The sequence below is a fragment of the Saccharopolyspora mangrovi genome (assembly GCF_035320975.1).
Taxonomy (GTDB): Bacteria; Actinomycetota; Actinomycetes; order Mycobacteriales; family Pseudonocardiaceae; genus Saccharopolyspora; species Saccharopolyspora mangrovi.
In genome coordinates, this window is the sequence record NZ_JAWLNX010000019.1 from 66,561 (window position 1) to 91,457 (window position 24,897).

Genomic DNA, 24,897 nt, shown 5'->3' on the forward strand with positions numbered 1-24,897 from the left:
CTCGGGGAATTAGCTCCTCGCGGCAGAGGCGGCTCGTTGTTCGGCTGAGCCGGGGATCTCACGTCCCTTGATCGACACGCCCTTGGTCTCGATCACGAAGCGCAGCGCGATCATGCCGATCAGGCAGGAACCCATCATGTAGTAGGCGGGGACCAGTGGATCGCCGGTGACCTGGATCAGCGATTCGTTGATGAGTGGCGCAGTACCGCCGAATCCCGAGGCTGCCAGGTTGTACGCCACGGCCATACCCGCATATCTCACGTGCGCTGGGAACATCGCGGGGAACGTCGCCGAGATCGTGCCCAGCTGCAGCACGTAGATCAGCCCGAGCACCGTGAATCCGACGATCGCCCAGACCAGGCCCTGCGCCATCAACAGGTACATCGGGATGGCCAACACGAAGACACCGACCAGTGAGATCCACCAACAGGGCTTGCGGCCGATCCGGTCTGACAACGAACCGGCGAGCGGAATGAAGACCATCGCGACGACCTGGCCGACGATCGCGAGCGTGTTGGTGCTGGCCGAGTCCATGCCGATCGTGCTCTGCAGGTAGGTCGGCATGTAGGTCATCAACGTGTAGTTGGTGACGTTCAGGGCGATGGCCAGGCCGAACAGTGCCAGACTCGGCTTCCAGTACTGGGTGAGCACCTGTTTGAGCGCGCTGGTCGCGGCGGCCTCGGACTTCCCGGTCTGCGCTAGGTCGCGAAACACCGGGGTGTCCTCGAGCTTGGTTCGGATGTAAAAGCCGATCAGCGCGAGTGGCAGCGCCAGCATGAACGGGACGCGCCATCCCCACGCTTCCATGGCGGTTTCGCCGATCAAGGCCTCCAGTCCGTAGACCGCCACAACCGCGAGGGTGATTCCAGCCCACGTGCCGAATTCGAGGAAGCTCCCCCAGAACCCACGCTGGCGGTCCGGGGCGTACTCGGCCATGAAGGTGGCGGCCCCACCGTACTCGCCGCCGGTCGAGAAGCCCTGCACCACACGAAGAGCGATCAACAGCATGGGCGCGTAGACCCCGACGCTTTCGAACGTAGGAAGAACACCGATGAGGAAGGTGGCCAGACCCATCAGGATGATGGTCATCGCCAGCACCTTCTGCCTGCCGATGCGATCCCCCAGCGGACCCCACACGATCCCGCCCAACGGGCGCAGGACGAACGAAACCGCAAGCCCCAGCAGAGTCCCGAGCGTGCCGAATTCACCTGGGAAGAAATTCGTCGTGATCTCGGTAGTGAGGTAAGCGTAGACGCCGTAGTCGAACCATTCCGTGGCATTGCCGATCGCCGAGGCCGCGACCGCCCGACGCAGCGATGACTGCGGTGTTTCCTCCTCATTGCCTGCTGTTTTCTGACCGGCTGGGAACGATGCCATCCGACACCTCCTGTTGCGGAACGGTTCAGTCGCCGAATAGTACGGATGCACAACGAGGCGGGCTTCAAGAGCGCCGACGGTTATTCGGCGAATTGCAAGCACTCTAGGCCCGCGGAAGGGCGGATCACATCAGGAGATGAACAACCACAAGAGCCCATATTGTGACAAATTCAGCAGCACACCGAGGAAAACTTTAGACCGCCATGAAGACGCGACCGCAATCATTCCATTCCGATTACGCGGAAAGAAGTTCTGCGATGCCGTCGCCACAGGAGGGTTCGGCCGACCCGGAGGCCCGGGCTTCGGCACAACCTCAGGGGCGCAGGACGATGCGACCGGGAGCAGTACGTGCGGCGAACCGCTCGTGCGCTGCCGCCGCCTGCCGGAGCGGCATGATGTCGTGGATCACCGGTGCGACGACGCCGCGCTCGATGAAGCGCAAGCAGTCCTCCAGCTCCAGCAGGCTGCACGCTTTCGAACCGACGAGGTGGATCTCGCGGATGATGAACGCGCCGGGCAGAACTTCGACCGGTCCACTATCCAGGTTTCCGACGATCACCACCGTGCCGCCGCGCCGGACCGCCCGGAGGCTCTCCGGAAGCGTGTACCGAGCGGACAGGTCGAGGACCACGTCGGGCTGGAGGCGCTGCTCCCGCACCTGCTGTGCGAATCGCCCCTCCTCCAAAACCAGGACCTCGTCGGCGTAGCCCTTGAGCAGATCGACCTTCGCAGGCGTCGATGTCACGGCGACGACCTCGGCGCCCATGCCGCGAGCGAGTTGCGCGGCATGGATCCCAACACCACCGCCGGCGCCGGTGATCAGCACCCGCTGCCCGGCCTGGGCCTTCCCAAGACGCAGCGCGTGGTAGCCCGTGCCGACAGCGCAGGCCGCAATCGCCGCAGCTGCGAAGCCAACGTTATCCGGGATTCTGGCCAAGCTCAGTTCATCGATGACGCAGTACTCGGCATATCCGCCATCGAGCGTCTCGCCGTAGAGCACACCGGTCTCGCACAGAACTTCTTCTCCTCGAAGACAGGCGGGACAGCTGCGACACGCACGGCGCTGCATGCACGCCACCCGGTCCCCCGCCACGAAGCGCGTCACGTCATCGCCGACACACACGACCGTCCCGGCAATCTCGTGTCCCATGATCGCCCCGAGCAGCCTGTCGGCCTTGCCGGCGCGCCGCATGACGTCCTGACCGCACACGCCGCAGGCCGCGACCTGGACGAGTACCCCGTGCCGGTCGGGCGTCGGCACGTCAACGACGCGCTCGGCGAGCACATCCGAATCACCGAACCGCTCGAGCGGCCACGCGCGCATCGTCCTGCCGGTCATGTCTCGCTCCTCTTCGTCGCTATGCCGCGATATCGGTAGCAACGTAGGTAGAAGCAAACCCGAGCGCGATTGTGATACTCACGAATCTTGGTATGCGCACGGGCAAAGTTCCCATACCGCATCGCCCCACCGGTACGCATGAGTGGAGGGGACCGCACATCGCAGTCGGGGCGACGGATCTCACCACCGGTTGATGCCTCCGTCGTCGATCGCCAGACCCGGCCGATCGTAGGCAAGTTCCTTGATCGACAGTGAGGTGTCCTCACCAGAAGCCAGCTCGGACACGAGCTTGCCGGTGATCGGCCCCGTCACGTTGCCGTAGGAATGGCCCGCGGCCAGAATCAGTCCTGGAACCTGCGGAACGCGGTCAACGATCGGCAGCGAGTCAGCGGTCCCCGGCAGAACACCGGTCCAGGCTCCTTCCACGGGCAATTCCCGGTACTGCGGAAACGTCTCGAGCAAAGCGCCGATGGCGAGGTGCAGTCCGATGGTGGAGATTCGGTGCTCGACCAGGTCGACCCGATCCATCGGACACCCGATGAACAGGTTCCCGTCCTCAGTTCGGCAGATCGACTCAAGGTGCTCGACGCCGCCGTCGGGGTCTTCGTAGGAGGACGTGAAGTACTCGTCGCGGTAACTCGGCAGCTCCCGGATGCACGCGTAGTTCTTCGCAGCCAAGGGCCCGTTGAGGATCTTGTCGAGCCGTTCCTCGATCTTGCCGAACATGACCGCTCCGAGTCGCTGCTTGACGATGGGAACCCCCACCCCGTCAGCGGCCAGCATCGTCGCCCACGATCCGGTGCACCACACGACCTGGTCCGAAGAGATGTCCCCGGCAACGGTGCGCACGCCGACGGTCCGGTCCCCGTCACGCAGCAGCCCGAGGGCCGCGTTGTGCTCGTAGACGCGGACGCCGGAGCGCCTGGCGGCCTGGGCGACGGCGCGGACGAACTTGGGAGTCCGGATCTGGCCGTCCTCCGGGCAGTAGACCGCTCCGAGAACGTTCGGCCCGAGCACAGGAGCAGCCTCGCGCGCGGCCTGCGCGTCGAGCAGTTCCATCTCCATTCCGATCGCCCGGCGCGCTTCGACGAACTCGGAGTACACCCGCCGCTGGTCGTCGGTGACGAAGTAGATCATCGCGCCGTTGCTCTGGTACTCGAACGATGGCCCCAGGTCCGCGGAGAACTCGTCGTAGAGGGCACGACCTGCTCGGGAGAGCTCCAGCGAGTACCCGGCGTTCCGGTTGTGCATCGAGAGGAAACCCATGTTCCGCCCCGACGCGCCGTGGGCGAGTTCGTTCTGCTCGACCAGCACGACGTCGTGACCCTTGCGAGCCAGGAAGTAGGCGGTCGTCACGCCCACGATTCCTCCGCCGACCACAACGACGTCCGCCTTGTCCAGAATCATTCCTTGGCCTACCTCCGCAGAAGCGCCGGACTCGTACCGGGTGACGTCCCGCGTCACGCCGGACCTCCCAGCGGCGACGATGATGTGCTCGGGGAAGGGCTCACATCCGCAGTGCTCTCGTGACCAGGACGGCGCCCGAGGGAAGATTTGCCGTTCCCCGTTCCGACGTTAGGCGCCCGCCTCAGGGAGACGTCAGTGTGAATGTCTACAGCTCCGCGACATCCCGCTCGGAACCATGCCAATAGGCGGCCTCCGCCAGCGGGCCCGCCCCGCCGATGAGGACTGCGGCGGACGATCGAGTTGGACGAATTACAGCGACACGTTCAATCCGCTGGCTTTTCGCGGATAGTTCGGCCGTCGCCAACACGCATACGTTCACATCGTCGGTGAGGGCTCGTGAACACCGCCGACGGAAGGATGTGCACGCATGGCTGAACTGACAGTCGCCACCGCTCAGCTCGAGCTGCGAGCGGAAACGAGCCTCGACACCTACGTCGAGCACGTCGACGCGCTCGTCGAGCGGGCTGCCGCGGAGGGGGCGGAGTTGGTCGTCTTCCCCGAAATGTCGAGTACCGGGCTGCTCGGTTCGATCACCGACCACACGGTGACGACCCAGTCCATCGTCTCCGACTACTGGGACGTTCTCCCCCGGTACATCGATGACATCGTCGATTCCACTATCGCGTCGGCCCACAACCACGGAATCACCGTGCTGGGCGGCAGCCACAACAGGCGAGCCGATGACGGGACCCTGCGCAACACGGCCTACCTCGTCCACCCGGACGGCCGAGTGGAGCAACAGGACAAGATGCACCTCACCCCGCAGGAGCACTCACTGGGCACTCGGGGCGGCGACCAGTTGTTGATCACGCAGATCGGGCCGTTCACCGCCGGTCTGCTGATCTGTGCCGACATCCAGTTCCCGGAGCTCTCCCGGTACCTGGTGCGCAACGGAGTCGACCTGATCCTGTGCCCGTCGCTCACGTGGAACCGTCGGGGCGTGCACCGAGTGCGCACCGGCTGTCAGGCACGCGCCATCGAGAACCAGCTCTACGTCGTGATGTCCCCGCTCGTCGGCCACTCCGGCCTGCCCGCCGATGCGCCAATGCACGCGGTCGGCCGGGCACTGGTTTCCACTCCGGTCGACCGCACGATGGGAATCAACGACGGGATCTTGGCTCTCGGAGCCGAAACCGGAGAGGACCTCGTGATCACCGCGCTCGACCACGATCTCCTGATGGCCTCCCGTGACGAGCCCGAGGCGCCCGGCCTGAAGCTGCAGCGGCCTGATCTCTACGCCGGCCTCATGCCCTAGGCCGGAGGCCATGACCGCCTGAAACCGCCTTGTGGATGACACACGCTCAGAAAGGTCGACATGACCGCACGCGTTGACCAGTCCGAACGCCCCCACGGAGCGCTCTACCTCGACGATCTCGAAGTGGGCATGACCTGGGTGACGCGCGGGCGCACCATCACCGAAACGGACCTGGTCACCTATGGCTCGTGGTCCTGGGACACCCACCCGCTCCATTTCGACGAGGAGTACTCGAAGCGCACCCAGTTCGGTGGCCGGATCTTCCAAGGGCCAGGAGCCCTGGCAGTGGCGTTCGGACTGGAGATGACCCTCGGTTGGAAGATGGGCACCGTACTCGCCTTCCTCGGCATCCGCGAGTGGGAGATGCTCGCACCAGTGCGGATCGGCGACACGATCCGCGTGCGTGAAGAGGTGACCGAGGTGCGCCCGTCGCGCAGCAAATCCGACCGTGGGGTCGTCACCACCCGCGTGGAGATCGTGAACCAGGACGACGTCGTCTGCCAGAGCGGATTCTGGCTCGTCCTCTCCAGCCGCTCCCCCGCGGAGAACACCCCTCGTTGAAGGGGCAGTGGGGCTCGACGGTGTCACCGACGAGCCCCACTGCCGTGTGCACGGTCGGCCCGCGCGCCGGAGTCCGGTACGAACTCCGGGCGTTTGTCGACCACGAGCTCCGGCACGGGCCCGGTCCACTTCTCCACGTCCACCGCAGCGTGCTGCGCCGTCGTCGCCTGCGACAGGCGGGAGGACGGGACGTCCGGGGTGAGGACGTTGGGGTTGCCGTGGCGGCAGAAGGACGGGTCGACGGGGTCGGGGTCGTACCACGCACCTGTGGAGAGCTGCACGATGCCGCGACGCACGTTGTCGGTGATGATCAGACCGGCCAGGCACGACCCGCGTGCGTTGACGATCCGGATGATGTCACCGGCCTCGAGACCGCGTGCCTCGGCGTCGGCTGGGTGCAGGCGGGCAGGCTCCCGGCCGCCGATCTTGCTGCGAACGCTGGTCTCTCCGACGTCGAGCTGGCTGTGCAGCCTGGTCCGCGGCTGATTGGAGATCAGCAAGAGCGGGTGTTGCTCATCGGCCTCGGGCCACTCCTGCGGACGGCGCCACACCGGGTGCCCCGGACAGTCGTCGTAACCGAACGAAGCGATGGTCTCGCTGAAGATCTCGATCCGGCCGGAAGGAGTCTTCACCGGGTGAGCCGCAGGATCCTCGCGGAATGCCGACAGCAGGACCTGATCTGGGTCCGGGACCGGGATCGCGATGCGCTCGCGAGTCCAGAACTCCTCGAACGGTGGCACTGCGCAACCCAGTTCGCCGAGCCGACCCCGCCAGCCGGTGTAGAGGTGCTCCAGCCACTGCGGCACGCTGCGTCCCTCGCTGAAGGACTCCCCCACCCCCAGACGCTCGGCCAGGGCGCAGAAGATCGCATAATCGTCCCGCGCGGATCCCGCGGGACGAGTCAGCGCCGGCATCGGGAAGAAATCCGGGTCGTTGCGGCCGGCGCCGAAATCATCGCGTTCGATGCTCATCGTCGCCGGGAGGACGACGTCGGCATGCCTGGCGGTACTCGTCCAGAACTGCTCGTGCACGATCACCGTCGACGGCTTGCGGAACGCCTGGCGAAGCCGAGCGAGATCCTGGTGGTGGTGGAAGGGGTTGCCACCGACCCAGTAGATCAGGTCGATATCCGGCAGACGCACCGTCGTACCGTTGTAGTCGATCTCGCTTCCCGGGTGCAGCAGCGCATCCGCGATCCGCGCGACTGGAATCGCGCTCGGCTCGGGGTTCTTCCCCTGGGGAAGCGCAGGCGGGCTGGCGACCCGGCGTGGCAGACCGACATCGAAGGTCGATCCGTAGCCGTGCTGGAAACCGCCGCCTGGCAGTCCGATCTGCCCCAACATGGCAGCGAGGGTCAACCCAGCCCACACGGTTTGCTCGCCGTACTGCTGGCGCTGCAGTGACCAGCTCACGTTGATCAGCGTCCGCGATCGGGCCATGCGCCGCGCGAGAACGACGATCGTGTCCGCCGTCGTCTCGCACATTCCTGCGGCCCACTCCGGCGATTTCGGCAACCCGTCGGCGTCCCCGCGCACATACCGCGCGAAGACCGAGTATCCCACGCAGTGAGTGCGGAGAAACTCGCGGTCAACGAGATTTTCACGCTCCAGGACGTGCGCCAGCGCCAGCATCAGAGCCGTGTCCGACCCGGGACGCGGGGAGATCCACTGCGCACCCGCCTCGGCGAAGGTGTCATCCGCGATCGGCGAGATGCTCACGAACTCGCAACCACGCCGCCTAGCCCGCGTGATCGCCTCACGGGTCGTGTGCCGGCCCACGCCTCCCGGCCCGACCGCCGAATTCTTCTCCGAAACACCCCCGAACGCCACGAACAGCTCCGTGTGATCCGCGACCGATTCCCAGGTCGTGGCTTCAGTCATCAGATCCTCGGCCCGGCCGACGACGTGTTGCAGCAACACACTCGAAGCGCCATAGCTGTAGTCACCGAGCCCGGAGACGTATCCACCAAGGGTGTTCAAGAAGCGGTGCAGCTGACTCTGCCCGTGGTGGAAACGCCCCGCGCTCGACCACCCGTACGAACCTCCGAAAACCCCTTCAGAGCCCTTGGTCGAGTACACCCGTTCCAGTTCGGCGGCGACCAGCTCGATCGCCTCGTCCCACCCGATTTCGACGAACGACTCCTCGCCTCGGTCACCCGGGCCGGGTCCGCCCTCGAGCCAACCCCTCCGGACCGCCGGGCGCGTCACTCGGGCCGGGTGGTGCTGACTCGATGCCAAGTTGTGAATGATGCCGCGCGGGTCCGGGTCCTTCCGCCACGCCGTGACCGAGTGCACAGCACTCCCGGTGGTGACCGCCTCCAGCACCCCGAAGTGCGTCAGGTGGATGCGGCGTGGCATCTGCCCTCCGCTCCCCTGTTCCGCACGGGCCTGGTGCTCGGGCTCGCCCGAGGCGCTCACCTTCCGGCCTCCGCAGCTGATCGGTCGTTACGTCGAGGCTCGCGCGCAAGGAGGAACATCGTCGTCGCCAGCCCGGCGATGGCCGTCAAGGTCCACCAGCCCGCGGACTTCCCCGCGCTCTCCGCCGTGACCGCGTAGATGTACGGGAAGGCGATCGCGCCCGCATTGCCGAGAGTGAGGATCAGTCCCAGAGCGGTACCGAAATCTTGCACCGGCACCTCATCCGGGTACTCGCTCGGCGAGACCGTGCAAGGTGCGAAGTACATCGACCCGACGAGCCCGATCCCGGCGAGGACGAACCAGATCGACACCCCTCCAGCGAAGGGGAGCGCAGCGAGCAGGACGACCATGACGGCACCCGGGATCCACAACGTCGGCAGGAAGCGCGGGCTCCGATCGCCCCACACCCCGCCGACGACCGAACCCGGGATTCCCAGGAAGAGCAGGGTCGCCGACAACAGCCCCGCCGACGAGGTGGAGAAACCGAGCTCGGCTTCGGCGTACTCAGGTCCCAGCTGTGAAACCGTGAACAGGATTCCGTAGGCGGAAACGCTGCCGACCCCGATCGCCCAGATCGACCGGGAACGCAGGCAGGCGAGCGTCCCGCGCCAGGAGAAGTGGCCACCGTCCAGCTCGGGCAGGTCCGCGGGAACGCGGAGTGCGCCCACAGCCACCACTGTGACCACGACCCCGACTCCTGCGGCAATACCGACCGCCGGGCGCCACCCGAAAGCCTCGAGCAGCGCGACCCAGGTGTACAGGCCGACCGCAGCCCCGGCTGTGAACCCGAACCCGTTCACGAAACCGCCCACGACGAGCTTGGCCTGTCCCTTCTTCGCCCATGCGGCCGCAAGCGGCAGGGCACTGCCCACGATGATGGACATCGACATCCCGCCGATCAGCCGTGAGAGCAGAAACCACGTGAACCCGTCGGCGACCGAACTCATCAAGGATGACGCGGCGAGCATTCCGGATCCGACGACCGCGACGAGTTTGTAGCCGAAGGCCGCCGCCGCGAACCCCGCAGGAATGTGGGCGATCGCGTAGCCGAGGAAGAACGCGGACACGAGCAGGCTGATCCGGGTCAGATCGAGACCGTACTCCTCGGCGATGGGGCCGAAAGCTGGGACCATCGCGTACATCTGCAGTCCATAGCCGAATGCCAGAAGTACGACGGTCCCGATGACGAGCCACCGCCGCACGTCACGCGTGGCTGTTGTGGTCCGGCTTTGTTGGGACAGTGCCATGAGATACCACCTTCGGTGCGTCTCGTGGTCAAGAAGGACCGGGCAGCTCCGCTGTCAGCCCGCACACAGGTAGTGCAGTTCGCTTCGCGATTGGACGTATCGTTGCCCCGGGATCTCGATGGCGGCACTGGGATGTTCACCATCCGGCTACCGGATTCGGTATTCTCCACGATTGCCCGCGCCCGGAGTCGGCAAGGGGCGCACCGGCATCACAATTCCACGACGCAGTACTGAGTCCTGGCCGCACACCGGCGCTCCGCGCAGTCGCTCGTTGGAATGGCCACAGCGAAGCCGCGTCCGTCCTGCATTCCTCCTATTCCGCGGTTGCCGTGCTCGTTCTAGCGTCGGGTCCGGCTCGTGGCCGCGCACAGGCGGTGCCGTCACGAGCCACGTGCCTGAACCGCTGCGATTCCGCGAAGGAGCCCCCAACATGGCCGTCGCAACCGTCCAGACCATTGCCTTCGACCAATCACGCACTGCGGAGATCGGGCCTGCCCTGCTCGACTACGGCGCGCGAGAAAGTGGGCTGAAGCAGCTCGGGCCGAGCCTCATGACCTTCGCCGAGGAAAGCTCGACGGACTGGTGGACCCTCAAGTACGAAGAGGTCGTCTTCGTCGCCGAGGGAAAGGCCGTCATCACGGTGCGCGGCACGGACTCCGTCGTCGTGGCCGAACCCGGCCAGGCCATCACCATCCCTCGGGATGCGACCGTCCGCTACGGCGGGACCGCCGGCAGCCGGCTCTTCCTCGCGATCACGCCGGTGAACTGGCGTGAGTTGGAGGAGACCGAGAGCTGACCTCACCACGCCCGTACTTTGCGGACGGAGCTTCGTCCGCTTTCGCCGAGAGTCCAGCACACAAACCGGCATGTGGCGCCGATGTACGAGGAGTCGAAGTGAGCACAAACAGCGCTGGTCTGCCTACCGGGGCAGTTCGCGCTCTGGAGGGCGACCTGCGGGCGGCGATCGGTGGCGAGGTCCGGTTCGACGCGGCCAGTCGCGCCATGTGGTCGGCGGACGCGTCGAACTACCGGGGAGTCCCGATCGGTGTGGTCGCGCCGCGGGACGCGGGCGAGGTCGAGGCGGCGATGGCGGTGTGCCGCGAGCACGACGTGCCGGTGATGCCGGTGGGCTCGCGGACCTCGATCGCGGGTCAGGCGGTCAACACCGCGGTCGCGTTCGACCTGCGCACGCACATGAACGCGATCGTGGAGGTCGATCCGGACGGTCGGTCCGCGCGGGTGCAGCCGGGGGTGGTGTGCGATGCGGTTCGCGACGCGGGCACGCCGCACGGGTTGACGTTCGGGCCGGATCCTTCGACGCACAACCGCTGCACGATCGGTGGGATGATCGGCAACAACGCGTGCGGGTCGCACTCGGTGGCCTGGGGCAAGACGGTCGACAACGTTCGTTCGCTCGAGGTGCTCACCTACCGGGGAGAACGGCTCACGCTCGGTCCGCGCGGTGACGAGCAGGGCACGATCCCGGACCAGCTCCGGGCCCTGGGACAGCGGATGGCCCCGGAAATCGAGCGTCACGTGCCGGAGCTGACCCGCAGGGTGTCCGGGTACAACCTCGACCAGTTGGTCCCCGGGAACGTGAACCTGGCGAAAGCGCTGGTCGGCACCGAAGGCACGTGCGCGACGATCTTGGAAGCGACCGTGGACCTGGTCGAATCGCCGCCCGCGCGGGCGCTGGCGATCCTCGGTTTCCCCGACGCCTACACCGCGGCCGATCACGTCATGGTCGTGCGTGAGCAGTCCCCGCTCACGATAGAGGGCATGGACGCCGGCTTGATCGCCGCGCTGCGCGCGTTGCGGCCCCACGAGACCACCAGTCGCATGCTGCCGGAGGGCAACGGCTGGCTCTACGTCGAAACCGGTGGCGAGAGCCGCGCCGCGGCCGAGGCCGCCGCGCACGCCGTGGCCACCGCGATGAAGCCCTACACCACCGGTGCGGTGGTCGTCTCCGAACCGGCCCAGATGGCCGCGCTGTGGCGGGTCCGCGAGGAGGGCGCGGGACTGCTCACCCGCTCGCCCGATGGCGGCGAGGCCTGGCCGGGCTGGGAGGACGCGGCAGTCCCGCCGGAGCGCTTCGGCGCCTACCTGCGCGAGTTCGACGAGGTCCTGGCCCGGCACGGCCGCAAGGGCATCTACTACGGTCACTTCGGCGACGGCTGCCTGCACGTGCGCATCGACTTCGACCTGGCCACCACCCCGGGCATCGCGAACTTCCGGGCGTTCATGACCGACGCGGCCGATCTCGTCATCGCCCACGGCGGGTCGCTGTCCGGCGAGCACGGCGACGGCCAAGCCCGCGCCGAGCTGCTGCCCCGGATGTACCCGCCGCAGATCATCGACGGCTTCGAGCGGTTCAAGGCGATCTGGGACCCCGACAACAGGATGAACCCCGGCCGCATCGTCCGGCCGGCGACGATGGACGAGAACCTGCGCGTGTTCGTCGGCATGCCGATCATCTCCGAACAGCCACAACTCGCCTTCACCCACGACCAGGGCTCCTTCACCCGCGCCACCCGCCGTTGCCTGGGCGTGGGCAAGTGCGCGGTGGACACCGGCAGCGGCGTGATGTGCCCGAGCTGGAATGTCACCCAGGAGGAGAAGCACTCCACCCGAGGACGTGCCCGGCTGCTGTTCGAGATGGCCAACGGTGAGGTCATCACCGACGGGTGGCAGTCCGACGAGGTCGCCGAGTCGCTGGACCTGTGCCTGTCCTGCAAGGGCTGCAAGTCCGACTGCCCGGTCGGGGTCGACATGGCCGCCTACAAGACCGAGTTCCTCGCCCAGCGCTACCAGGGCAAGATCCGCCCGCGCTCGCACTACTCGATGGGCGCGCTCCCGCGCTGGCTGCGCGCCGCCGCCACGCTTCCGGCACCGCTCGTCGACGCGCTCAACCGGCTCGCGCAGGTCCCCGCGCTGGCCCGGGTCGCGAAGAAGGCCGGTGGAATCGACCAGCGTCGTGCGATCCCACCGCTGGCCCGCGAGACCTACACCTCCCGCGCCGCACGCGGACCGCGGTCCTCTCCCGTGCCGGACCTGGCCATCGAGCCCGGAAGCCGAGGCCCGCTGGTGCTGTGGACCGACACCTTCACCAACCACTTCGACCCGGACATCGCCGCAGACGCCGTCGCCGTGCTCACCGCGCTCGGCTATCGCGTCCAGACACCGCCGCGCACCGTCTGCTGCGGCCTCACCTGGACCTCCACCGGCCAGGTCACCACCGCCCGCAAAGTCCTGGCCCGGAGCCTGAACGCGATCGGCCCGGCGCTGGACGACGGCGTCCCGGTCGTCGGCCTGGAACCCTCCTGCACCGCCGCGCTGCGTTCCGACGCCGCGGAACTGCTCCCGGACGATCCGCGGGTCGAGCTCCTGGCCACGCAGGTGTTCACGTTCGCCGAACTGCTCGCCCGGCACACCGAAGAACTCACAGCCGCCGCGGGCGACTCGGCTCAGGAAGTGCTCGTGCAGGTGCACTGCCACCAGCACGCCGAACTCGGCAGCGAACCCGACCGGGCAGTGCTCGACGCGCTCGGCGTGACCGCGACCGTTCTCGACTCCGGATGCTGCGGCCTGGCGGGCAACTTCGGCTTCGAAGAAGGCCACTACGACGTCTCCATGGCCTGCGCCGAACGCGCACTACTGCCCGCGATCCGGCAAGCCGAGCCCGCGGTCGACCTCCTCGCCGACGGCTACTCCTGCCGCACTCAAGTCCGCCAAGCCGGCGAACGAGAACCCGTCCACCTCGCCCAGGTCGCCGTCCGCGCACTGCGCGACAACGGATGAGCACCGATGTGGTCATGTGGTGCTCCGGGTGCTTCAGGAGCGAAACCAGGGCATGCGGTGGGCGTCAGCACCAACCCGGGAATCCCCGGTCCAGAAATACCGACGTGCCGCCGGTTCCGTTCCACTTCGGCGGAACCTGACCGGCGGCACGTCGGATTCCGCGCGTCAGGGAGCGAATGACGCGCCGAGGTTCTTCACGATCCGCTCCGCTTCGGCACTCATCTCGCGGACTACATCACCGGCGGGGCGAATGTCGTGGATGTTCTGCACCGACTGGCCGGCGGGCATCATTCCGCGCTCGGTATCGCCGTCGATGTATCCGGTCTCCACCAGCGGCCCGGCAACCGCGTACTGCAGTGGGAACGGCGCCGCCTGATCCTGTTTGCTCTCCCACTCCCGAGTCCACTCGTTGCGGAACCCTCGCATGGTCTTGCCCGAGTAGGCCTTCGAGATGTCGACCTGGTTCAACGCTCCGTTCACGACCCTCTCCTTGAAACGTTGGTGCCCGAACGCCTCGGGGGTGGCGACGAAACGGGTGCCGACCCACGCACCGACCGCGCCCACCGCCAGTGCTGCGGCCAAGCCGCGGCCATCCGCGATACCGCCGGCAGCCAACACCGGCTTGTCGACGATGTCGACGACACCCGGCACGAGCGTCAGCGTGGAGGCCCTACCGGTGTGCCCACCACCCTCGGTTCCCTGAGCCACCAGGATGTCGACGCCATCCTCGTCCGCCCGCCGAGCCGCACCGATGGACCCGACCAGAGCCATCGTCGTGATGCCCCGCTGCCTGCACTCGTCGATGAACCACTTCGGAGTCCCGAAGGTCACGACAACCGCGGCCGGCCTGGCCTCGAGGATGATCTCGACCTGGCGCGACACGACGCCAGGGGTGAGGAACGCCTTGATGCCGTCCATCTTGGCCTGGTCCTCGGGCGACATGCGGCCGAGCGCCTCACGCACCGGTACCCACGCCGAATCGTCCTCGGTGGTCAGTGACTCCGGCAGGAGGATGTTCACCGCCCACGGATTGCTGGTGCGCGCCTTGATCGACTCGATCTGCCGGTGCAGTTCGTCCGGCATCATCGTGGAGCCCCCGAGGCAGCCGAGACCACCGGCCTCGCTGACCGCGGCCGTCAGATCAGCCTGGGCGACGCGCGCCATGCCGGCCGAAGCGATCGGATGGGTGATGCCCAGTTCCTGGGTGAAGGTCGTGCGAATCATGGTCGTTCTCCCTGCTCGTCGGTCATCGCCGTTCGAACGCTCGGCGGGATGGGTCGCGCACGCGCTTGTGCGGCGTCGACGTTGACGTAGGCCAGTTCAGCGGTTGCGATCTCCCGACTGCCGCTGCTGATCGTGAACTCGAGGTCAAAACTGCTGTTGCCGACACGGTTGCACCTGGCCACGACGTCGAGTACGTCGTCGAAGCGTGCCGGTGAGGCGAATCGGAGATTCGCCGAAACGACCGAGGGATCCATTCCGGCGCGGTTCAGCTCCTGGTAGGTCCACCCGAGACTCCGGAAGTACTCGGCCATGGCCACATCGGCGATTTCGAGATACCGGGCGTTGAACAGGTAGCCCTGCAGATCGACCTCGTGGTACCGGACGCGGTGGCTATGCACTCTCATCACCTCTGCTCGATGCGAGGCCAACCCCCTGCTCTTGCAGATCGGTCAAAACCCGGCGGCGGTCGATCTTTCCCGTGGAGTTCTGCGGCAAGCCGTCGACGAGGAGGAATGCGCTGGGCACCTTGTACCCGGCCAGTCGCGAGCTGCAGAACCGGTCGAGCTCGGCCGGTTCCGCCGCGAGGCCGTCGGCGGGCACGATGACTGCGGTGACGGCCTGACCGTAGACCGAGTCGGGCGGGCCCACGACGGCAACCTCTGCAACCGCAGGATGCTCGGACAGAACGCTCTCGACCTCGCCAGGAGAGACGTTGCTCCCGCCCCGGATGATCATGTCCGAGAGGCGTCCCTCGACGTAGACGTAACCGTCCTGGTCGACCCGGACCAGGTCCTGAGTCCGGTACCAACCGTCGGCCGTCAGCGCTGCTGCTGTCGCCTCGGCGTCGCGCCAGTAGCCGGCGAACGTCGCCGGTGCTCGCCAGAGGGCCTCTCCCTTGTCACCTGGTCGGACGTCGGATCCGTCAGGAGCCACAACACGCATCGCGGCACCCGGGACGACCTTGCCGGACGATCCGCGGGGTGGTGGAGAACCTTCCACCGGATCGCTGGTGATCACGGGGAAGCACTCGGACGACGCGAGGTTGTCGTGCACTTGGCGGCCGGTGCGGGCACGCCACTCGTCGAACAGGTGCTCATTGCGCGGCTCGCCACCGGACACGCAGAACCGGAGGCTCGAGAAGTCCCGTTCCTCGTCGAGCTCGCGCAGGTGCGCGACGAGTTTGGCGAACATGGTCGTGACACCGGCGAGGAAAGTAGCGCGCTCGTTGCTGATCGCATCGACGATCTGCTCGGGTCTCGTCCGCGCGAAGGGCAGCACCTCTCCTCCGGCGAGCAGTGTGGTCATCGACGTGGTGACCAGTCCGAACGCCCACGCCATCGGCAACGAGACGATCGTCCGATCTTGGGAACTGACGCGCCAGACCCGACCGAACTCGTGCGCGGCGGCGAGAAGCCCCCGGTGGCGGTGCATGACCGCCTTCGGGCGGTTCGTGCTGCCGGAGGTGTAGCAGATCAGGGCGAGATCGTCCGGTGCGACCGTTGTGTCTGCCACGCGCGGACATGCCGGCTCAGCGGTCAGCGGCTGGTTGATATCGGCGACCCGCCCTCGGCCCGTGACCACGGCAGACACTGTCTCGATCAACCGTGGTTCGGTAAGGACGAGCGTCGGCGTGCTGCTGTCGAGGCAATGAGCGAGATCGGACTCCCCCGACGAGGGGTAGACGGTGACGAGCACTCCACCCGCCTCCCAGATCGCGAAGGCGCTGAGCAGGTAATCCGGAGAGTTGTCGGCGATGATCGCGACTCGATTCCCCTCGCGGATCCCGCTGCGGCGCAGTTCCCGCGCACGGGCGCCGATTCGTTCGACCAACTCCTGATAGCTGAGGCATCCCGAACGGCCCCGAATAGCCGGTGCCGTCGGCCTCCGCTCCGCATGGGCGCGGATCTCATCCAGGAACGAAGGCTGTCCCACCGCGGAACTCATGCCACAACCCGCGTTGTGATCACCACGGCCATATCGCCGACGAGCCTGGTCTGCATGGTGTTTCGCAGCGCACCGGAGCGGCCGTCATCGGCAGCCCACCCGTGTGCGGTCCCGGCGAGTGCGCTCAGGATTGTCATTCGCCCCTCCACTTCCACGGCAACGTTCGTTGATGACTGTGCCGGGTGAGCGGGAGGACGGGCCATCGGCCGTTCACCGAAAGATCGGTGAATCGGTCGTTATCGTGCCAGGCCGTCAATCCGGCTGGCCGAAACAGAAGCACGGTGTCCGGGCGAACCTCGGACACCGTGCGATCAAACAACCGTGACCAGCTGCACCGACCACGCTTGCTCATGTGAAGCCCGCGGTGACAACGCCCCGCTGCAGCCGTGGAACTCAGTCGTCGTACCAGCAACCCGCGATTTCGGAGAGCGTTGCGAGCCAGACGTCGTCGTGGCTGGTGACCTCGTCCAGGAATCGTTCGAGCATGACCAGGTGATGTGCCCTGCCAATCGTCTGCGGGTGGACTGTAAGCACGTAGACGCCACCCTCGCACTGTTCGCGAGCGAAGCGGAAGGAGTCGATCCAGCGCTGGAGGACCGCCTCGGTCGATTGCATCCCCGTGCTGCGGGGCAGGAACTCCAGGGCCGGGAAGTCGTCGAGGTACCACGACACCGGAATTTCCAGCACGTCCCTGGGCGGCCCGAACGAATTCCCGTTCTCCGGGTCGATTCGCGTGACGAGACGTGGTCGGTAGACCTCGAAGTCACGGCCCATCAGCGAGGAGTCCCAGGTGAACCCGAACTCCTCCAGCAGATCGAACGTCACGTCGCTGACGTCGAAAGCCGGAGACCGGTAACCCTTCGGCCTCACTCCGACGATCTGTTCGTGGAGTCGAATCTGCCGCTGCATCAATCGTCGCTCCTCGTCCGGTTCGAGCTGGACGATCGGCTCGTGGCACACGCCGTGGGCGGCGATCTCGTGCCCGGCGTCGACGATCGAGCGGAAGGCGGCCGGGAAGGTCTGCATGGTGTGCGTGGGCGTGCACCAGGTGGTGCGGAAACCGTACCGGTCGAAGAGTCGCAGCAACCGGGGAACGGCCACCTCAGCGCCGAATTCACCTCGTGAGAGGTGGCTCTGGGATGCGGATTTGAAGGTTCCCGTCCAGACGCTCTGCGCGTCGAAGTCCGGTCCGATCGAGACTGCGAGCCTGGTGCCCGCGGGAAGACGAAGAGGCATTGATCCGCTCCTGGAGACGTGCCGCAGGTGTCATGTGCTCGCCGTCGAAACGTCGCGGTTCGAGCTTCCGTCCCGGCCGTCCGGGGTGGCCGCACTCGGACGGAGTCCCGCCCGGTCCACCGCCAGTTGGGCCGCGAGGGGGTCGGACTCCCCGATGACCCGGCGAGCGAGGATTTCCGATGTCGCTGGGCCATCCGCGATGCCGGAGGAATGCCCGACGTTGACGAAGAGCCCGTCTATCGAGTCCACGATCGGCAGCCGGTCAGCCGTCTCGCCGACGAGGCCGGCCCACAGGCCGGTGACGCCGAGTGCGGCGAAGCGCTGCGTCCGCGCCACTGTCGACTCGATCATCGCGCGAGTCGCGATCATGCTGATGTGCGGGTTGAGGCTGCCGCGTCCGTCGAAAGTGTGCCCGATGACCAGGCTGCCTTCGGTGTTCTGGGTCATGACGTCGTCGTAGACCAACGCATCGTCAGCTGCGTCGATCTCGAAATCAGCGGGATCGAACTGCTCGAGATCGGTCAGCGCGCCGCAACGGTCGACCCCTCTCGGACCATGGATCACCGGGCCACGGGCACTGGCGACCGGTTGGGTGACCAGCTGGCCGACGCGATGGGTCTCGATCGGAAGATCGATTCCCTCGGAACGCAGCGTGACCGACCACGCCCCGGTCGCCCACACGACGGCTCCAGCGTGCACTTCCCCGCGGACCGTGCGGACGCCGGCAACGGTGTCGACCCGCCGCAGCGTCCCGAGCACTGGGGTGTTCTCGAAGATCCGGACGCCTCGCCGCATGCACGCCGCACCGACCGCGCGAGCGAACGCACCCGCGTCCACCTGAGCGTCGTCGGAGCAGAAGACCGCCCCGAGCGCGCTGTCCGGTAGGACCTCGGACAGTTCCCGCGCCTCGCGCCGCGAGACAAGAGTTGCCTCGAGCCCGGCCGCCCTCCGGTCTGCGGCGTAGTGCTCGAGGACCTCGGCCTGCCTCTCGGTCTCGTAGAAGAACAGTCCGCCCTGCCGGCGAAGATCGAAGGTGTTCCCCAGCTCCTCCTCGTAAGCGGAGTAGGACGCCAACCCTCGCCGAGCGAGTTGCAGTTCAGGTCCTGATCTGCGCGGCTGCAGCCAAATCGCGCCGGCGCTGCGGCCGGACGCTCCGTACGCCGTGAAGCGCTGCTCGACGACGACGACGTCGAACCCACGTTTGCGCAGCTGAAGCGCGGTGGTCAGCCCTACCACCCCACCGCCGACCACGGCGATGTCAGCCGTGTCGAGGGTTCCGATGTCCGGCATTGGGCTTTCCTCTCGTGTTTCTCACGGTTTCATACGAGCGCGCAGGTGAGCGGGCAACGCGGGTTCCGGAAAGCGTCGTTCCGGTCAGCTCAGTGATCGGGCCAGCCCGCGGAACGGCGGTCTCGGTCGAAGTCGCGTCCGATCGAAGCCTCATACGTGGCGATCTCGTCCGGGACTACTCGGATGGGCGTCCCAGAGCGAAGCTCTTCGGAGATGTGCGCCACTACTCCGGGAAGGGTGGAGATGGTGGCCAGGCCGGTCGACTCCTCCGGGCTGAAACCCAGGCCGACCATCAGCGCCGCCATCATCCCGACGTCGTTGATGGGGATGTCGGCCTTCTTCTCCGGCCGGGTGAACACGCGGTGCACCTCCTCGTAGAGTCGGCACGCCTCGTCCCACATGCCGGCCTCGACGGCGATCCGACACAGCTCCGCAGCACGCGGATCGACCTTCTTGAACACCGGGTGTCCGAAACCGGGGATATGGGCGCGGGCCTCAGCCCGCTTCGCCACGAGCTGCTCGGCGTAGTCGGTCATGCCCAGACCAGAGGCCCGGTAGCCCTCGTAGGACTCGGTGATGAAGCGCGCCGCGTCCTCGGTGGCGAGCGTGTGCTGACCGACGGCCAGGGTCGCAGCGGCCAGCCCGGCCACCATGCTCGGATTGGCGGACACCACGTGGCGAGCGGCCACGGTTCCTGGCTTCCTCAGCGAGTAGTCCAGGACACCGTTCAGCACCGCGTCGAGGACGCGGGACTCCTGCGGAGTCGGCATCCTACCTCTGACCAGCAAGAACGCGGAGGCCGTGAAGGGAAGGCCTCCGATGAGCTCTTCCAGGTCGTAGCCACGGATCCAGACCTTGTCACCGCGGACTTCACTGATCTCGGACCGCCAGTACGTCGTCAGCTCCGCGCCCATCATGCTCCGATCTCAGCTTTGAGCCTGTGTTCAGCGCGAACCTAAGGGCTGTTGCGCGGCCCCGGTTAGTGGTACTTCACTAATGCATCGCAAACCGACTTGGGAGAATTACGATGGGTTCTCCGGTCCCGCCTTCTTAACATCGTTGCGATCCGCACCTCCGATGACGACCGCGCGGAGCACAGCGAGCTCTGTTCGCGCAGTACACCAGTGGTGCTCGGCGTACCGCCTCGTTGAGGAGGCCCGCGAAGTACGGGCATCGAGACGTCCCCGCGGGAAGGAGTGGAGACTTTGAGCGAACTCGAGCACGGCTGTAGCCTGAGCGGGCTGATCGACATCGACCCAGCAGGCACTCGGCTCGTCACCGCCCTATCGAGCGCCGAGGACCGCTCGATTCGTTCCGTCACGCTCGTCGCCCCAGGTGAATCGATCGAAGGCGCGGACTCCTCGGCCCTGCTCGTCGTCCTTCCGGACTCCCACACCAGTGATCATCTAGGCGCCATCCGAGCGCTCCTGGAGGAAGCCGATTCCGCTTCCATCGCCTGCTGGTTGCCGGATTCGGTCGATGACGAGGAGCTCCGCCGCATCCTCGGCCGGCACGCGATCCTCCGTTTGGGACCAGAGATCGACGCGACCGCGTTCGTCTCCGACGCGGTCCGCGCCCTCCGCCCGGCCGAGCAGGTCACCACGCAGCGCCTGGCCTCGCTGCAACGCTCGATGACGCAAGCGCTCAACGAACCCGAGCCCCTCAAAGCCCTGACCCTCCGGCTCGCAAAAGCGTGCAACGCCGTCGCTGCGATCATCGGAGCGCAGGGCGAGCTGGAGACGGCCAGCGGCCCGTTGCCGCTCACCCAGCTCCTGGAGGAGCTCAAGGGCGAGGCCGACGGGTCACGGCCGTTCGCCGTCGAGGGGTGGCGCGGGGTCGCAGTCCGCGTCACGCCCGATGAGCTGCCGGCCGGTTGGTTCATGATCGCCAGCCGCCGACTGTCGTTCCCCGACCCCTACGCCATCGCCGCTGCGCACATCGCTGCGTCGCTGGCCGAGACCCATCTGCGCGTGGAGCTGCTCATCCGGCGTCAGGAGCGAGCAGTGCGCAGTTCCTTTCTGGAACAGCTCCTCGGGCTGCGCAAGCAGCGCGAGAACCCCGAGCTCTCGGGCAAGTTGGCAGCGCTCGGGCTCAACTTCGAAGGCCGTGAAGTCCGGGTCTTCTCGCTCGGATTCGCCTCCAACCGGGGCTCCGAGGACCACGAAGCACTGCTGGACGCCTTCTACAACCACATCGATGTCGAGCTCACCAGACTCCGCATCCCCCACCTGCTCGCCGTCCGGACCACTGGTCTCGTCGCCCTCGCACAGCTCGACGTCGAGACCGCAGCTCAGGTGGCGTTCACGATCGGTGCATTTCGACAGGGAATACTGCTCGGGGTGGGTCGCAACGTGGAGGCGATCGACGAGATCGTCGACTCCCACAACGACTCGGTCCTCGCGATACGAACGCTGCGGTCGCCACAACGAACCACGAACATCATGTCCTACGAGGACTTCGACTTCGCCATGCGGTTGTTCTCCGATGCGGGGCTGGATCGCATGGGCCGGTGGGCGACGGAGATGCTGGAACCGCTCACCGAGCAGCACATCCTGTTGGAGGGGCTCAAGCACTACTTCGAACACGGATTCAACATCATCGCGGCGGCCAAGTCGTTGCAGATCCACCACAACACGTTGCGATATCGGCTGACCCGCGTCGAAGAAGTCCTTCAGATCAGCCTGCGGGACCCCGCCGCGGTGTCCTCGCTCTTCCTCGCGTTGACGGCCCGATCGATGATCGACCGAACAGAATGGCGCCAACCGACGGCATGGAACCCCGATCGGGCGTCATCGGAGACCTCCGCGCCCTCGCAGGTGGTTCGCAGCACCGGAGCCGCAGCTGCGACTCCCCCACCGCAGACGCTGGGAGTGGTCTTCGGCCCGGAACGCTGAGCGACGTTCGCAGCGCACGTTCCTGCCCACACGACAGCAGATCGGTCTCCAGGGAATCGAGGTTCCTGGAGACCGATGCTTGCGTACAACCTTGCGGACTCAGGCGGCTGTCCAGCCTCCGTCGACCGCCAGCACCTGGCCGTTGACATAGGAAGCACCCTCACTCGCGAGGAACTCCACCACGGAGGCGATCTCGTCCGGGCCGGCGGAGCGGTGAGCGGGAACCAGGAAGTCCTTCAGCTCCTGCGAAGCCACCCCGATACCGCGCTGCTGGTCGACCGTGTCCCCGATGGCTTCCCGCGAGGTGTCCCTGAGGTTGGTGCGCGTCAGGCCTGGCGCGACGACGTTGGCCGTCACCCCGTGTTGTGCTACGTCGACCGCCAGACGACGGGTCATTCCTTCGATCCCCGCCTTGGAAGCTGCGTACGCGAGCCCGTCCGCAGCACCGCGCTGACCGGCGACCGACCCGATGTTGATGATGCGTCCCGACTTCTGCGGGATCATGTGGGCTGCCGCAGCGCGAACGCCGTTGAAGTATCCGGTCAGGTTCACGCCGATGACCTTCTCCCAGAGCTCTGGTGTGGTCTCCTCGACGCCGGCGTACCCGTCGAAGATACCGGCGTTGTTCACGAAGACGTCCAGTCGACCGGATGCGTGCACGGCCTCCTGCACCAAGGCGGACATGGCCTCCCCATCGCTGGAGTCAACCTCGCGCGTGTGCACGGAACCGGCGTATTCGGACAACTCCTTGCTCGCCTCGAACAGCCGCTTCGCCGAGATGTCGGCGAGGAAGACAACGTCGCCGGCGCGAGCGAAGCGTCCCGCGATGGCCTGTCCGATTCCGGACCCCGCTCCTGTGACCACTACACCGCGTCGTTCCACGGCGACCCTCCTCGTTCGATCCTGCGGTCCGCGCAGGTGCAGTTCAGCCGCCCACGAACAATCCGATCGTCGGTGGCGGCCAAATCTGCGCGGCACGCACTTGTCTAAGTCGGTCTTGCAACCGACGTTATCGAGCGGCGTATCACCTGGTTAGTGTGCGACCACCAACAAATCCGCCGTCGCCTGTGAGATTAATGAGCCGCACCACGCCCATGACCGGCTGATCGCGAAACCCGCTCACGGCCTCCGGTTCGACGCTCAGGAGACCGTCTCGTGGACGTAGAACTCGGTGTCCTCGGGTGGCAACGGCTCCTTCTCCAGGATGAGATCCGCAGCCTTCTCCGCGATCATCATGACCGGGGCGTACAGATTCGCGTTCGGAATGGTGGGCATGACCGACGCATCCACGACGCGAAGTCCGTCCAAGCCGTGGACCCGCATGGTTCGCGGATCGACCACGGACTGATCATCTGTACCCATCTTGCAAGTCCCGCACGGGTGGTAGGTGGTTTCCGCGTCCCGTGCCACCCAGTCGAGTACCTCCCGGTCGGTCTTCACATCAGGGCCGGGTGAGAGCTCACCACCGTTGAACGACGCGAACGCCGACTGGCTCAACAGATCGCGCGTGACCTCAACGCCTTCGATCCATTCCCGGCGATCCTGTTCGGTCGACAGGTAGTTGAAGGTCAGCACGGGCGCTTGGAAGGGATCGCTCGCTCGGAGCTTCACGTGTCCCTTCGATTGCGGCGTCTGCGGCCCCAGGTTGATCTGGTAGGAGTGCTCCGTGGGCGCCGGCGTCCCGTCGTTGCGCACTCCGAGCGGCAGCATCGTCAGCATTTGGTTCGGCATCGCCACATCGTCATTGGAGCGGACGAACCCGCCCGCCTCGAAATGATTCGTCGCGGCTGGCCCTTGTCGCCACAGCAACCACTGCGCCCCGATACCCGGCCACCTCTTCGGCTTGAGAATGCCCGCGTTGGAGACCGGCTGGGTGCAAGCGTGCATGACGAACGCCTCGAGGTGGTCCTGGAGGTTTTCGCCGACTCCCGGCAGGTCCTCGACCACCTCGATCCCGTGACGGCTCAACTCATCTCCGTTCCCCACGCCGGAGAGTTGCAAGAGCTGGGGGGAGTTGAACGCACCTCCGCAGAGGATGATCTCGGTTCCGCGGACGAGCGCTCTGCCTTCGCGACGCGATGCGATCTCGACACCGATCGCGCGCTTGCCGTCGAACACCACGCGCGTGACGATCGCACCCGTTTTCACCTCCAGGTTCTCGCGATGTTGGATGGGCTCGACGTAGGCGCGCGCGGCGTCGTAGCGTTCACCGGACTCGATGTTGGAGTCGAACGGCGCGAACCCCTCCTGCCGATAGCCGTTGACATCCTCGACGACCTCGTGGCCGGCCTGTCGCGCTGCCTCGAAGAGCGCGGCGAACAGCGGGTTCTCAAGCTCGTGCCGATGAACCGGGATGGGCCCCGAACGGCCGCGGTAGCGCCCGGACGGATCAGTGCCAACGTACCGCTCGAGCTTCTTGAAGTACGGCAGCACGTGCGCGTAGTCCCAGCTCGCCATGCACGGGGTTTGCGCCCAGCCCTCGTACACGAGCGGGTTCGCGCGCTGGAAGAACATTCCGTTCATGCAGCTGCACCCGCCCATGCGCTTCCCGCGGTAGTGCTTGATCCTGCGGTTGGCCAACATCGGCTCGGGCTCGGACTCGTACTGCCAGTCGTAGAACCTGTTGCCCATGACGAAGAGGAACGCCGCTGGAACCCGCACCGGGTAGTCGAACCGCGAGTGCCGTCGACCGGCCTCGATGACGAGGACTCGGCTTCGCTCATCAGCGGTCAGCCGGTTCGCGAGAGCGCAACCCGCCGACCCTCCGCCCACGATGATGTAGTCGTAGCTGCCAAACTTCATGAGACGTCCTTCTCCTGATCTATCGGTCGACCAAGAGCGATCCAGC

General features: G+C 66.4%; 18 protein-coding genes. 5 read left to right on the plus strand and 13 right to left on the minus strand.

The features are described 5' to 3' along the window. Nucleotides 1–9: 9 nt before the first annotated feature. The 3 genes from R4I43_RS24250 to R4I43_RS24260 all read right to left on the minus strand — a co-directional run bounded on the left by R4I43_RS24250 (nucleotide 10) and on the right by R4I43_RS24260 (nucleotide 4,123). The gene (locus R4I43_RS24250; RefSeq protein WP_324267996.1) at nucleotides 10–1,377 is read right to left on the minus strand and encodes an MFS transporter; all 1,368 of its coding nucleotides are present in this window, start codon (nucleotides 1,375–1,377) and stop codon (nucleotides 10–12) included. A gap of 313 nt (nucleotides 1,378–1,690) precedes the next feature. Next, entirely contained in the window at nucleotides 1,691–2,716 is a 1,026-nt protein-coding gene (locus R4I43_RS24255; protein ID WP_324267997.1) for an alcohol dehydrogenase catalytic domain-containing protein, read from the minus strand. 180 nt (nucleotides 2,717–2,896) lie between these two features. Then, complete coding sequence (locus R4I43_RS24260) at nucleotides 2,897–4,123, minus strand: NAD(P)/FAD-dependent oxidoreductase (protein ID WP_324267998.1); 1,227 nt, start codon at nucleotides 4,121–4,123, stop codon at nucleotides 2,897–2,899. A gap of 427 nt (nucleotides 4,124–4,550) precedes the next feature. Between R4I43_RS24260 and R4I43_RS24265 the strand changes: the two genes are divergently transcribed. After that, complete coding sequence (locus R4I43_RS24265) at nucleotides 4,551–5,438, plus strand: nitrilase-related carbon-nitrogen hydrolase (protein WP_324267999.1); 888 nt, start codon at nucleotides 4,551–4,553, stop codon at nucleotides 5,436–5,438. A 60-nt stretch (nucleotides 5,439–5,498) separates the two neighbouring features. Continuing rightward, the gene (locus R4I43_RS24270) at nucleotides 5,499–5,999 is read left to right on the plus strand and encodes a MaoC/PaaZ C-terminal domain-containing protein (protein WP_324268000.1); all 501 of its coding nucleotides are present in this window, start codon (nucleotides 5,499–5,501) and stop codon (nucleotides 5,997–5,999) included. Nucleotides 6,000–6,022: 23 nt separating this feature from the next. Here the strand turns inward: R4I43_RS24270 and R4I43_RS24275 are convergent, their stop codons facing one another. Together R4I43_RS24275 and R4I43_RS24280 are read right to left on the minus strand one after the other, a co-directional pair. Beyond that, nucleotides 6,023–8,356, minus strand: coding sequence for a molybdopterin-dependent oxidoreductase (locus R4I43_RS24275; RefSeq protein WP_324268001.1), 2,334 nt, complete (start codon nucleotides 8,354–8,356; stop codon nucleotides 6,023–6,025). A gap of 56 nt (nucleotides 8,357–8,412) precedes the next feature. Continuing rightward, nucleotides 8,413–9,663: an MFS transporter gene (locus R4I43_RS24280; protein WP_324268002.1), complete on the minus strand. Its 1,251-nt coding sequence runs from the start codon at nucleotides 9,661–9,663 to the stop codon at nucleotides 8,413–8,415. Nucleotides 9,664–10,093: 430 nt separating this feature from the next. On the opposite strand from R4I43_RS24280, the gene R4I43_RS24285 reads away from it, so the two are divergent. Both R4I43_RS24285 and R4I43_RS24290 read left to right on the plus strand, forming a co-directional pair. After that, the gene (locus R4I43_RS24285; protein ID WP_324268003.1) at nucleotides 10,094–10,459 is read left to right on the plus strand and encodes a hypothetical protein; all 366 of its coding nucleotides are present in this window, start codon (nucleotides 10,094–10,096) and stop codon (nucleotides 10,457–10,459) included. 206 nt (nucleotides 10,460–10,665) lie between these two features. Next, complete coding sequence (locus R4I43_RS24290; RefSeq protein ID WP_324268045.1) at nucleotides 10,666–13,461, plus strand: FAD-binding and (Fe-S)-binding domain-containing protein; 2,796 nt, start codon at nucleotides 10,666–10,668, stop codon at nucleotides 13,459–13,461. 165 nt (nucleotides 13,462–13,626) lie between these two features. Here the strand turns inward: R4I43_RS24290 and R4I43_RS24295 are convergent, their stop codons facing one another. From R4I43_RS24295 to R4I43_RS24320, 6 genes are all read right to left on the minus strand, one after another. Next, complete coding sequence (locus R4I43_RS24295; RefSeq protein WP_324268004.1) at nucleotides 13,627–14,685, minus strand: NAD(P)H-dependent flavin oxidoreductase; 1,059 nt, start codon at nucleotides 14,683–14,685, stop codon at nucleotides 13,627–13,629. Next, nucleotides 14,682–15,089, minus strand: a complete 408-nt coding sequence (locus R4I43_RS24300; RefSeq protein ID WP_324268005.1) for an acyl-CoA thioesterase — start codon at nucleotides 15,087–15,089, stop codon at nucleotides 14,682–14,684. Before R4I43_RS24300 ends, R4I43_RS24295 begins: the two co-directional genes overlap by 4 nt. Next, nucleotides 15,076–16,629, minus strand: a complete 1,554-nt coding sequence (locus tag R4I43_RS24305) for a class I adenylate-forming enzyme family protein (protein WP_324268006.1) — start codon at nucleotides 16,627–16,629, stop codon at nucleotides 15,076–15,078. Before R4I43_RS24305 ends, R4I43_RS24300 begins: the two co-directional genes overlap by 14 nt. Nucleotides 16,630–17,022: 393 nt before the next feature. After that, nucleotides 17,023–17,865, minus strand: coding sequence for a polysaccharide deacetylase family protein (locus R4I43_RS24310; protein ID WP_324268007.1), 843 nt, complete (start codon nucleotides 17,863–17,865; stop codon nucleotides 17,023–17,025). Between the two features lie 30 nt (nucleotides 17,866–17,895). Further along, a complete protein-coding gene (locus tag R4I43_RS24315; protein ID WP_324268008.1) occupies nucleotides 17,896–19,155 on the minus strand; it encodes an NAD(P)/FAD-dependent oxidoreductase in 1,260 nt (419 codons plus the stop codon). 89 nt (nucleotides 19,156–19,244) lie between these two features. After that, the gene (locus R4I43_RS24320; protein WP_324268009.1) at nucleotides 19,245–20,072 is read right to left on the minus strand and encodes a citryl-CoA lyase; all 828 of its coding nucleotides are present in this window, start codon (nucleotides 20,070–20,072) and stop codon (nucleotides 19,245–19,247) included. Between the two features lie 288 nt (nucleotides 20,073–20,360). Here R4I43_RS24320 and R4I43_RS24325 point away from each other — a divergent pair, with 288 nt between their 5' ends. Continuing rightward, nucleotides 20,361–22,049 carry a PucR family transcriptional regulator gene (locus R4I43_RS24325; RefSeq protein ID WP_324268010.1) on the plus strand — a complete coding sequence of 563 codons (1,689 nt, stop codon included), beginning with the start codon at nucleotides 20,361–20,363 and terminating at the stop codon, nucleotides 22,047–22,049. Between the two features lie 99 nt (nucleotides 22,050–22,148). Here R4I43_RS24325 and R4I43_RS24330 read toward each other — a convergent pair whose 3' ends face one another. Then, nucleotides 22,149–22,931, minus strand: coding sequence for an SDR family NAD(P)-dependent oxidoreductase (locus R4I43_RS24330; RefSeq protein WP_324268011.1), 783 nt, complete (start codon nucleotides 22,929–22,931; stop codon nucleotides 22,149–22,151). Between the two features lie 258 nt (nucleotides 22,932–23,189). Beyond that, nucleotides 23,190–24,851: a choline dehydrogenase gene (locus tag R4I43_RS24335; protein WP_324268012.1), complete on the minus strand. Its 1,662-nt coding sequence runs from the start codon at nucleotides 24,849–24,851 to the stop codon at nucleotides 23,190–23,192. Nucleotides 24,852–24,897 lie beyond the last annotated feature (46 nt).

Coding starts and splice junctions, on each gene's coding strand:
- R4I43_RS24250 (WP_324267996.1), bottom strand. CDS start 1,377: ATGGCATCGTTCCCAGCCGGTCAGAAAACAGCAGGCAATGAGGAGGAA.
- R4I43_RS24255 (WP_324267997.1), bottom strand. CDS start 2,716: ATGACCGGCAGGACGATGCGCGCGTGGCCGCTCGAGCGGTTCGGTGAT.
- R4I43_RS24260 (WP_324267998.1), bottom strand. CDS start 4,123: ATGATTCTGGACAAGGCGGACGTCGTTGTGGTCGGCGGAGGAATCGTG.
- R4I43_RS24265 (WP_324267999.1), top strand. CDS start 4,551: ATGGCTGAACTGACAGTCGCCACCGCTCAGCTCGAGCTGCGAGCGGAA.
- R4I43_RS24270 (WP_324268000.1), top strand. CDS start 5,499: ATGACCGCACGCGTTGACCAGTCCGAACGCCCCCACGGAGCGCTCTAC.
- R4I43_RS24275 (WP_324268001.1), bottom strand. CDS start 8,356: ATGCCACGCCGCATCCACCTGACGCACTTCGGGGTGCTGGAGGCGGTC.
- R4I43_RS24280 (WP_324268002.1), bottom strand. CDS start 9,663: ATGGCACTGTCCCAACAAAGCCGGACCACAACAGCCACGCGTGACGTG.
- R4I43_RS24285 (WP_324268003.1), top strand. CDS start 10,094: ATGGCCGTCGCAACCGTCCAGACCATTGCCTTCGACCAATCACGCACT.
- R4I43_RS24290 (WP_324268045.1), top strand. CDS start 10,666: ATGTGGTCGGCGGACGCGTCGAACTACCGGGGAGTCCCGATCGGTGTG.
- R4I43_RS24295 (WP_324268004.1), bottom strand. CDS start 14,685: ATGATTCGCACGACCTTCACCCAGGAACTGGGCATCACCCATCCGATC.
- R4I43_RS24300 (WP_324268005.1), bottom strand. CDS start 15,089: ATGAGAGTGCATAGCCACCGCGTCCGGTACCACGAGGTCGATCTGCAG.
- R4I43_RS24305 (WP_324268006.1), bottom strand. CDS start 16,629: ATGAGTTCCGCGGTGGGACAGCCTTCGTTCCTGGATGAGATCCGCGCC.
- R4I43_RS24310 (WP_324268007.1), bottom strand. CDS start 17,865: ATGCCTCTTCGTCTTCCCGCGGGCACCAGGCTCGCAGTCTCGATCGGA.
- R4I43_RS24315 (WP_324268008.1), bottom strand. CDS start 19,155: ATGCCGGACATCGGAACCCTCGACACGGCTGACATCGCCGTGGTCGGC.
- R4I43_RS24320 (WP_324268009.1), bottom strand. CDS start 20,072: ATGATGGGCGCGGAGCTGACGACGTACTGGCGGTCCGAGATCAGTGAA.
- R4I43_RS24335 (WP_324268012.1), bottom strand. CDS start 24,851: ATGAAGTTTGGCAGCTACGACTACATCATCGTGGGCGGAGGGTCGGCG.